The organism is Aeromonas sp. QDB63 (genome assembly GCF_027707425.1).
GTDB lineage: Bacteria > Pseudomonadota > Gammaproteobacteria > Enterobacterales > Aeromonadaceae > Aeromonas > Aeromonas caviae.
In genome coordinates this window covers 66,203-75,504 of the sequence record NZ_JAPCIS010000017.1, presented here as the reverse complement: position 1 = coordinate 75,504, position 9,302 = coordinate 66,203, and the positions used below count along the sequence as shown (strand labels likewise).

Here is a 9,302-nt window from a genome sequence, read left to right as displayed (position 1 = left end):
GGGCGGGAAGTGAATGTACCACGTTGCTTGCATGAGGCGCTGGGGCGCCCCATGCAACACGTAATTGGGACATAGCCATAAAAAAGCGGCTCCCACGGGGGAGCCGCTCGCACTGGATGCCTGTTACAGCAGGATGCTGGTCAGGATGAAGCCCAGGGTACAGGAGGTTACCACCCCGATGAGGCCGGGCAGGATGAAGCTGTGGTTGATGATGAACTTGCCGATGCGGGTGGTGCCGGAGCGGTCGAAGCCGATGCAGGCGAGATCGCTCGGGTAGGTCGGCAGCACGAAGTAGCCGTAGCTCGCCGGCAGGAAGGCGATGAGCAGCTTGGGCTCCACCCCCAGCGCCAGCCCCATGGGGGCGATGGCGGTGAGCGCCGCCGCCTGGCTGTTCACCAGCTTGGAGATGAGGAAGAGCACCAGGGCGTAGGTCCAGGGCTGGGCCTGCACCACGTGGGAGAGGGACTCCTTGAGCAGCGGCATGTGGGCCTGGAAGAAGGTCTCGCTCATCCAGGCGACCCCGAACACGGAGAAGATGGCGACCATGCCCGCCTTGAAGACGGCGCCGTTGGCGATCTCCCCCGGCTTGACCTTGCAGCGCATCAGTATGATGGCGCCGGCGATCAGCATCATCATCTGGATCACCAGGTTCATGGAGAGGGGGCCCGTCTTGTCCTTGATGGTGAAGACGGGGCGCAGCGCCTCGTCGGCACCCAGCAGCACCACGGCGGCGATGGCGGCGAAGAAGATCCAGGTCGACCAATAGGCCTCTTTCGGGAACTTGGTATTGAGCAGGGTCTCGCCGCCGCCGTAGATGAAGTCGCGCTGGGCGGGGTCCTTGAGTTTGGCCTGGAACTCCTCGTCCTTGTCCAGATCCTTGCCGCGGCGCAGGCTCCAGAGGGCCGCCACCATGACACCGGTGAGGGAGGAGGGGATGGCGATCATCAGGATGTCGAGCAGGCCATAGGCCTGACCCACGCCGTGGGCCGCCGCCAGGATGGAGACCATGGAGACCACGGCCACCGAGACCGGCGAGGCGCAGATGGCCATCTGGGAGGCGACGGACGCCACCGCCATGGGGCGTTCCGGGCGGATGTTCTTCTGCAGCGCGATATCGGCAATGATGGGGAACATGGTGTAGACCACGTGGCCGGTGCCGCACAGGAAGGTGAGGGTCCAGGTGGTGAGCGGCGCCAGCAGGGTGATGTACTGGGGGTGGCGGCGCAGCAGGCGTTCGGCCACCTGCATCATCAGGTTGAGGCCGCCGGCAGTCTGCAGGGTGGCGGCGCAGCCGATCACCGCGAGTATGGTCAGCATCACCTGCACCGGCGGCTCGCCCGGCACCAGGCCGAAGACGAAGGTCAGCAGGAAGAGGCCGATGCCGCTGATAAGACCAAGCCCCATGCCCCCAAAGCGGGTTCCCAGCAGCAAGCAGCCGAGTACCACCAAAAATTCCATCAAGATCATTCCATTACCTCGTGTGTTTTATCCATGTCCCCATCGGCCAGCTGCCCGGGATCCGCTGTCGTCAATTACCCCTGAAGGGTTATGGATATTCTGTCACCCCTAAAGGGGTAAAAATTTGCGTTGCTTCAACAACCCGCTTTTTTCCGATTTAAGTGCATAAAAACTACGGCCAACCCGCTTTACCAAAGGCAAAACCGGGCCAGGGTCGTGGGAAGGAGGGAGACGAGGGGGAAACGACAGGCATAAAAAAGCCGACCCAGAGGTCGGCTCTTGCACTGTGCGAGCAGGCGGTCGCCTTAGAACTCGGCGGTGCGGGGGGTACGGGGGAAGGGGATCACGTCGCGGACGTTGCCCATGCCGGTCACGTAGACCACCAGACGCTCGAAGCCCAGACCAAAGCCGGAGTGCGGCACTGTGCCGTAGCGGCGCAGGTCGCGGTACCACCAGTAGTCTTCCTTGTTCAGGCCCATCTCGGCCAGACGGGCGTCCAGCACCTCGAGACGCTCCTCACGCTGGGAGCCGCCGATGATCTCGCCGATCCCCGGGGCCAGCACGTCCATGGCGGCGACGGTCTTGCCGTCGTCGTTGAGGCGCATGTAGAAGGCCTTGATGTCCTTCGGGTAGTTCTTCACCACCACCGGGGACTTGAAGTGCTCCTCGGCCAGGTAGCGCTCATGCTCGGAGGAGAGATCGATGCCCCAGGAGACCGGGAACTCGAAGCTCTTGCCACAGTTTTGCAGCACGTCGATGGCGTCGGTGTAGTCAATCTGGGCGAAGTCGGAGGCGACGAAGCGCTCCAGACGGCCGATGGCGTCCTTGTCCACGTGCTGGGCGAAGAACTCCAGATCGTCGCGGCGCTCGGTCAGCACGGCGTTGAAGACGTACTTCAGCATGGCCTCGGCCAGGGCGGCGTTGTCTTCCAGATCGGCGAAGGCCACTTCCGGCTCCACCATCCAGAACTCGGCCAGGTGGCGGCTGGTGTTGGAGTTTTCGGCGCGGAAGGTCGGGCCGAAGGTGTAGACCTTGGACAGGGCGCAGGCGTAGGTTTCGACGTTCAGCTGGCCGGACACGGTCAGGAAGGTCTCCTTGCCGAAGAAGTCCTTGTCGTAGTCCACCTTGCCTTCGGGGGTGCGCGGCAGGTTTTCCATGTCCAGGGTGGAGACGCGGAACATCTCGCCGGCCCCTTCGGTGTCGGAGGCGGTGATGAGGGGCGCCGCGATCCAGAGGTAGCCCTGTTCGTGGAAGAAGCGGTGAATGGCCTGGGAGAGGCAGTTGCGCACCCGGGTCACGGCACCGACGATGTTGGTGCGGGCACGCAGGTGGCCCTGCTCGCGCAGGTACTCGATGCTGTGGCGCTTGGCAGACATGGGGTAGGTGTCCGGATCTTCGACCCAGCCCACCACCTTGACCTCGGTGGCCTGCAGTTCGAACGCCTGGCCGCTGCCCTGGGACTCGACCACGGTGCCGGTCACTTCGACGGAGCAAGCTGTGGTCAGACGTTGCACTTCATTCTCGTAATTGGCCAGGGTATTGGGGGCGACGGCCTGCACCGGATGGAAGCAGGAGCCATCGGAAACGGCCAAAAATGAGATCCCCGCCTTGGAATCGCGGCGGGTCCGGATCCACCCTTTCACAGTCAGGGTGGTGCCGACCGAATACTTACCGGCCAGCACATCAACTACGGATGCGTGCGTCATCGAAATATTGTCTCCAGCTTGTTCTTGCAGCGCTATTTGCAACACTAGGGGTCTGGCCCGGGCGCAGTTGGCCCACCATGGCAGACTAAGCCGTTCATCTTACCCGCGCAGGTTTGATAAACAAGCAAAAATGTCGGACCCTTGCGGGGATTTCCCCATGCATCGTGCATGGATCATGGCGGCTGGACGGGGGTGAGGGTGAAGGAGCGCAGGCGGGGGCCGGATGGCTGGATACGGGTGTTGCAGGGGCTGGTGATCCTCTGCTGGGGCGGCTTTGTCGCCCTGCTCTCCCTCTATCACTTCGCCCGGCCAGAGGTGGCTTACGGCTTTCTGGTCTATGGGGGCGTCAAGGTGCGCCAGAGCTGGGACCCCCTGCTCACCCCCTGGCTGGAGCGCGGGCTCTGGGGTTGCTGCCTGCTGACCCTGGTGGTGCTGGTGCTGGCCCGTGGCCGCAGCCGTCGGCAGGAAGATGCCCGCCACGTCAATCTCTTCATCCTGCTGCTGATCCTGGTGGCCTGCCTGCTGCTTTACTACCGGGGCTGAGGGCCGTCGCCGTCATCCAGCCCCTGAGAGGCGGGGCGCTTGCCTATCTGGCGCTCCACGCTGTCGAGCATCTGGTTGTAGGCGAGCGCCACCCGGCCAATCTCGTCCCCTTCATCCCCCTCCAGCCTGTGGCCGAAGTCGTTGCGATCGGTGGCCTCCTCCATGGAGCGGGTCAGCTGGTTGAGGGGGCGGACTATCCAGGTGCGGATGACCCAGAGGGTGAGCAGGAGTCCCAGCCCGAAGATGAGGGTGAGGCTCAGGGCCGAGGTGAGGATGTTCTGCTCCACCCGGGTAAACAGGGTGTCGAGGGAGTAGTCAAAACGCACCGCCCCCAGCACGGTGTTTTCCGGCACCTGGTGGCAGCTGGTGCAGTCGGTACCGCGAAAATCCTTTCTGGCCAGCAGCGGGCGGGTCACCACCAGCCGGCTGTGCATGCCGTCATGCTCTACCTCCAGGCTCCCCTTGCCCGCCAGCGCCAGGGCATCAAACCTGTCCTTCGGGGCCTCGTCGTCACGGCCCGGCCCGTACTGCTTGTTGACCGCCGCCCCGCGCACGATGCGGGCATCTTCCACGTGGGCGTGATCGAGAAACTTGGCGCGCAGGGTGTCGCGGGCGTCCATCTTGCCGGTCAGCATCAGCATGTTGAGGCCGTCGAAGTAGGCCTCGGTCTGCTCGCGGCTCTGCTCCTTGATGAGGGTCAGGATGAGGTCACGCTCGCGCACCGCCTGATAGGCCGCGGAAAACACCAACACCATGGAGAAGATGAAGAGCAGGAAGAAGTTGATCTTGGCAGCAATGGAGAGGCGCATGGGACTGGTACATCTGTTGGGTAAAACCCGCGCAGTCTACTCTCCTCGCCGGACGGGTTTTGGTGTCTTGCTCACATTCTGATGAAAAAGCGCCAAAAGGCCCTGCGTTCTCATGCAGGGCCCGTTCATCCGGACTCAATATTCGCCGCTGGTGATGGCCTCGTGGATGGCGCCGGTCAATACCCGCAGCTCTTCAGAGGTGATGACGAAGGGGGGCATCAGGTAGATGAGCTTGCCAAAGGGACGGATCCAGGCGCCCAGTTCGACAAATTTGCGCTGGATGCGCGCCACGTCCACCCGCTCCTTCATCTCCACCACCCCGATGGCGCCGAGCACCCGGACATCGGCCACCGCCGGGTGCAGGGTCAGCTCCACCAGTTCGGTTTTGAGTTGGTGTTCGATGGCTTGCACTCGCGCCTGCCACGGGGAGGCGAGCAGCAGATCGATGGAGGCATTGGCCACCGCGCAGGCGAGCGGGTTGCCCATGAAGGTAGGGCCGTGCATGAAGACGCCCGCCTTGCCGTCACAGATGGTGTGGGCGACATGCTCGGTGGTCAGGGTCGCAGAGAGGGTGAGGTAGCCGCCGGTGAGTGCCTTGCCCAGGCACATGATGTCGGGGCTGATCCCCGCCCAGTCGCAGGCAAAGAGCTGGCCGGTGCGGCCAAAGCCGGTGGCTATCTCGTCGGCAATCAGCAGCAGGCCGAACTCGTCGCACAGGGCGCGCACCCACTGCAGGTAGCGGGGGTGATAGAAGCGCATGCCGCCCGCCCCCTGGACGATGGGTTCGAGCACGATGGCGGCAATTTCCTCGTGATGATCCGCCACCAGGGTGGCCAGCTCCACCACGCTCTGCTCGTCCCACTGGGCGTGGAAGCGGCAGCTTGGCGCTTCGACGAAATGGTGTTCGGGCAGGAAGCCCTGGTAGAGCTCGTGCATGCCGCCATCCGGGTCGCACACGCTCATGGCGCCGAAGGTGTCGCCGTGATAGCCGCCCCGAAGGGCAACGAACTTGGCGCGGGGCGTCCCTTTGGCATGCCAGTACAGCTGGGCCATCTTGAGGGCCACCTCCACCGCCACCGAGCCGGAATCCGCCAGAAAGACCCGATCCAGCCCCTTCGGGGTGATTTCCACCAGTTTGCGGCAGAGCTCGACCGCCGGGGCATGGGTCAGGCCGCCAAACATCACGTGGGACATCTTGCCGAGCTGGACGGTGGCGGCCGCGTCCAGTTCCGGCACCTGATAGCCGTGAACGCAGGCCCACCAGGAGCTCATGCCATCCACCAGCTCGCGCCCGTCCGTCAGGGTGAGGGTCACCCCTTTGGCGCTGGCCACTTCATAGCAGGGCAGGGGATGGGTGAGGGAGGTATAGGGGTGCCAGACGTGGTGCAGGTCGAATTCTTGGTTGGTCATTTTGTGTTCTGTTGTCAATTGATTTGATCTGGTCGGTGTTGACAGTCTACGCGTGCTCTCTACACTAGCCAACAATTTCAGCCACTTGGCTTCGCGCACGCCCTGGCGTCGCGCTGTCCAGCTGGCGGGTCTTGCGGCGAACGCTCTCTTGAGCGCGGCGCAGGATCCCACCAATAACAACCGGAAGCCATGTATGAATGCTCTCACCGCGGGTGCCCACGCCCTTCGTCACGACTGGACCCTGTCCGAGGTTCAGGATCTCTTTGCCCTGCCATTCAACGATCTGCTGTTCCAGGCCCAGATTGTGCACCGCGCCCATTTCGACCCGAACGAGGTGCAGGTAAGCACCCTGCTCTCCATCAAGACCGGGGCCTGCCCGGAAGATTGCAAATATTGTCCCCAGAGCGCTCGCTACCACACCGGGCTCGAGACCGAGCGGCTGATGGAGGTGGAAAAAGTGCTGGAGCGGGCCCGGGAGGCCAAGGCCAACGGCTCGTCCCGCTTCTGCATGGGGGCGGCCTGGCGCAACCCGAAAGAGAAGGACATGCCCTATATCCTGCGCATGATTGAAGAGGTGCGCGGGCTCGGTATGGAGACCTGCATGACGCTGGGGATGCTGACCGCCGATCAGGCGGCGCGTCTCGGGGCTGCGGGGCTCGATTACTACAACCACAACCTCGACACCTCGCCGGAGTTCTACGGCGACATCATCACCACCCGCACCTATCAGGACAGGCTCGACACCCTGGAGCATGTGCGCGGCGCCGGCATGAAGGTCTGCTCCGGCGGCATCGTCGGCATGGGGGAGCAGGCGAAAGACCGTGCGGGCCTCTTGATGGCGCTGGCCAATCTGCCGCGCCACCCGGAGAGCGTGCCCATCAACATGCTGGTCAAGGTGAAGGGGACGCCCCTGGAGAACCAGGAGAACCTGGACCCGTTCGAATTTATCCGCACCATCGCCGTAGCGCGCATCATGATGCCGGCCTCCCACGTGCGCCTCTCCGCCGGGCGGGAGAAGATGAACGAGCAGATGCAGGCCATGTGCTTTATGGCCGGGGCCAACTCCATCTTCTACGGCTGCAAGCTGCTGACCACCCCCAATCCGGACGAGAACAGCGACATGCAGCTCTTCAAGCGCCTTGGCATTCGCCCCGCCCAGCGGGCCCAGAAGCCGGATCAGGTTCAAGAGGAGGAGCTGCTGGCCGAGGTGAGTCGCCAGAGCGAGCCCAGCGAGCTCTTCTACGACGCCACTCGTCCCCGCGCAGAAGCCGTCCGTACATGATGACCCCCGTTGTCACCGGCCCCTTTGCACTGGGGCAGGCCCTGGCCGAGCGTGAGCAGGCCGCCCTGCTGCGCCGCCGCACCCCGGTGGAGGCCGCGAGCGGTGGGCGGATCCGGGTCGGGGGGCGTGATTACCTCAACGTCTCTGGCAACGACTACCTGGGCCTTGCCGGTCACCCCGCCATCAAGGCCGCCTTCACGGCGGGGGTGGCGCAATATGGCGCAGGGGCAGGCGCCTCGCCCCTGGTGACCGGTTACAGTCGCGCTCACCAGCAGCTGGAAGAGACGCTTGCCGACTGGCTCGGCGTGGAGGCGGTGCTGCTGTTCAACTGCGGCTTCTCCGCCAATCAGGCGGTGCTCAAGGCCCTGCTCGGCAAGGATCACCTGCTGTGGCAGGACAGGCTCAACCACGCCTCCCTGCAGGAGATGGGGAGCCAGCTCCCCTGCAAGATGAAGCGCTTTTGCCACAACGACATGGCGGCCCTTGAGCGGCTGCTTGAGCCAAACCGGGGCCTGATCGTCTCGGAAGGGGTCTTCAGCATGGACGGGGATCAGGCCCCCTGGGCTGAGCTGGCCACACTCGCATCCCGAAGCGGCAACTGGCTGATGATTGACGATGCCCACGGCCTCGGCGTGCTGGGTGCCGAGGGGCGCGGCACCCTGGCGGCCCAGGGGGTTGCTCCTGCCAGCGTGCACATCCAGATGGGGACCTTCGGCAAGGCGCTCGGGGTGGCCGGCGCCTTTGTGGGTGGCAGTCGCGAGCTGGTGGAGTACCTGGTCAATTTTGCCCGCCACTATGTCTACAGCACCCATATGCCCCCCGTCCAGGCGTGCGCCGTGCGCCAGAGCATCGAGCTGGTACGTGTAGCCGACGAGGCCCGTGCCCACCTGGCTCGCCTTGTCGCCCGGTTCCGGCAGGGGGCGCAGGCGCTCGGCTGGCGGCTTGGGGCAAGCGATACCCCCATCCAGCCGCTGCTGGTGGGGGAGAGCGTCGCTGCCCTGCAACTGGCCGAGCGGCTGCGGGAATGCGGTGTCTGGGCCGGCGCCATCCGCCCGCCCACGGTGCCGGTCGGCACGGCGCGCCTTCGCATCACCCTGTGCGCCGCCCATGGCGAAGATGACGTGGATCGCCTGCTCGAGGCCCTGGGGCCCCGCCCATCCACCGACGAGAGAGGGGGCGCCCATGGTGCATGAGCGTTTCCAGTCAGTGGACAAGGCGCAGCTCGCCCGCCGCTTCGGGGCGGCGGCCCGCCACTACGACGCCCACGCCCGCTTCCAGCAGGAGGTGGGGCAGTCGCTGCTGGCGCGCATGGACGAGGGGGGCGTGAAAGAGGTGCGCTCAGGGGCCGGGCTGGATCTGGGTTGCGGCACCGGTTTCTTCCTGCCTGCCCTGGCGCCGCGCTGCGAGACGCTGACCGGGCTGGATCTCGCACCCGGCATGCTGGCCCAGGCGGCCCTTCGCGGCAGCGGAGCCCGCCTGGTGTGCGGCGATGCGGAGGCACTGCCCTTTGCCGACCAGAGCCTGGACTGGGTCTTCTCCAGCCTGGCCCTGCAGTGGTGCGAGCGGCCGGCCCAGGCCTTTGCCGAGCTCAACCGGGTGCTCAAACCCGGTGGACAGGTCTTCTTCTCGACCCTGCTTTCGGGGTCACTGTGGCAACTGCGGGAGGCCTGGCGGGCCGTGGATGGTCGTGACCATGTCAATCGCTTCCTGACGTTGCCTCAGTTGCAGCAGGCGGCCCGTGACGGGGGCTTCGAGGCCCCGGCACTCTGCCCGCTGACCTGGTCCCTCGCCTACCCGGCGCTCAGCGGACTGCTGCGCGACCTCAAGGGGATAGGCGCGAGCCAGGTCAACGACGAGCGGTCTGCGGGCCTGGGTCATCGCCAGCGCCTGGTGCGACTGGGGGAGGCCTACGAGCGCCACCGTCAACCGGACGGCCTGCTGGCCGCCAGCTACGAGGTCTGCCTCGGGCGCCTGGTGCGGCGCTGACACAAAAAGACCCGGCGCACCCACCCCTTCAGCGGCAGGACGCGCGCCTGCCTTTCACCATGGATATCGGGGCGCCTCTGCGCCCCTGCACTGCATCGAGGAATCATC

Annotated in this window: 8 protein-coding genes; 4 read left to right on the top strand and 4 right to left on the bottom strand. The window is 65.0% G+C overall.

What is annotated here, in order from left to right; translation table 11 throughout:
* Positions 1-123: 123 nt before the first annotated feature.
* Positions 124-1,467: an anaerobic C4-dicarboxylate transporter gene (locus tag PG879_RS12485; RefSeq protein ID WP_143237313.1), complete on the bottom strand. Its 1,344-nt coding sequence runs from the start codon at positions 1,465-1,467 to the stop codon at positions 124-126.
* A 296-nt stretch (positions 1,468-1,763) separates the two neighbouring features.
* Positions 1,764-3,164 (bottom strand): asparagine--tRNA ligase, encoded by a 1,401-nt coding sequence (asnS, locus tag PG879_RS12480; RefSeq protein ID WP_039039869.1) that lies wholly within the window; start codon positions 3,162-3,164, stop codon positions 1,764-1,766.
* A 240-nt stretch (positions 3,165-3,404) separates the two neighbouring features.
* On the opposite strand from asnS, the gene PG879_RS12475 reads away from it, so the two are divergent.
* Positions 3,405-3,707 (top strand): hypothetical protein, encoded by a 303-nt coding sequence (locus PG879_RS12475; protein WP_010674063.1) that lies wholly within the window; start codon positions 3,405-3,407, stop codon positions 3,705-3,707.
* Here the strand turns inward: PG879_RS12475 and PG879_RS12470 are convergent.
* Positions 3,695-4,516 carry a HAMP domain-containing protein gene (locus tag PG879_RS12470; RefSeq protein ID WP_053288636.1) on the bottom strand — a complete coding sequence of 274 codons (822 nt, stop codon included), beginning with the start codon at positions 4,514-4,516 and terminating at the stop codon, positions 3,695-3,697. The two genes, PG879_RS12475 and PG879_RS12470, sit on opposite strands and share 13 nt — an antisense overlap.
* 135 nt (positions 4,517-4,651) lie before the next feature.
* Complete coding sequence (gene bioA, locus PG879_RS12465; protein ID WP_143237314.1) at positions 4,652-5,926, bottom strand: adenosylmethionine--8-amino-7-oxononanoate transaminase; 1,275 nt, start codon at positions 5,924-5,926, stop codon at positions 4,652-4,654.
* A gap of 193 nt (positions 5,927-6,119) precedes the next feature.
* On the opposite strand from bioA, the gene bioB reads away from it, so the two are divergent.
* The 3 genes from bioB to bioC are packed head-to-tail and all read left to right on the top strand — an operon-like array spanning position 6,120 to position 9,194.
* Complete coding sequence (gene bioB / locus PG879_RS12460; RefSeq protein WP_143237315.1) at positions 6,120-7,208, top strand: biotin synthase BioB; 1,089 nt, start codon at positions 6,120-6,122, stop codon at positions 7,206-7,208.
* A complete protein-coding gene (bioF, locus tag PG879_RS12455) occupies positions 7,205-8,401 on the top strand; it encodes an 8-amino-7-oxononanoate synthase (RefSeq protein WP_042882501.1) in 1,197 nt (398 codons plus the stop codon). The genes bioB and bioF overlap by 4 nt, the downstream gene beginning before the upstream one ends.
* On the top strand, positions 8,391-9,194 hold the full coding sequence (bioC, locus tag PG879_RS12450) for a malonyl-ACP O-methyltransferase BioC (protein ID WP_113070485.1): 804 nt from the start codon (positions 8,391-8,393) through the stop codon (positions 9,192-9,194). The genes bioF and bioC overlap by 11 nt, the downstream gene beginning before the upstream one ends.
* Positions 9,195-9,302 lie beyond the last annotated feature (108 nt).

Excerpts from the sequence above, each read along its gene's own strand:
- PG879_RS12485 (WP_143237313.1), bottom strand. The coding sequence starts at position 1,467 with ATGATCTTGATGGAATTTTTGGTGGTACTCGGCTGCTTGCTGCTGGGA.
- asnS (WP_039039869.1), bottom strand. The coding sequence starts at position 3,164 with ATGACGCACGCATCCGTAGTTGATGTGCTGGCCGGTAAGTATTCGGTC.
- PG879_RS12470 (WP_053288636.1), bottom strand. The coding sequence starts at position 4,516 with ATGCGCCTCTCCATTGCTGCCAAGATCAACTTCTTCCTGCTCTTCATC.
- bioA (WP_143237314.1), bottom strand. The coding sequence starts at position 5,926 with ATGACCAACCAAGAATTCGACCTGCACCACGTCTGGCACCCCTATACC.
- bioB (WP_143237315.1), top strand. The coding sequence starts at position 6,120 with ATGAATGCTCTCACCGCGGGTGCCCACGCCCTTCGTCACGACTGGACC.
- bioF (WP_042882501.1), top strand. The coding sequence starts at position 7,205 with ATGATGACCCCCGTTGTCACCGGCCCCTTTGCACTGGGGCAGGCCCTG.
- bioC (WP_113070485.1), top strand. The coding sequence starts at position 8,391 with ATGGTGCATGAGCGTTTCCAGTCAGTGGACAAGGCGCAGCTCGCCCGC.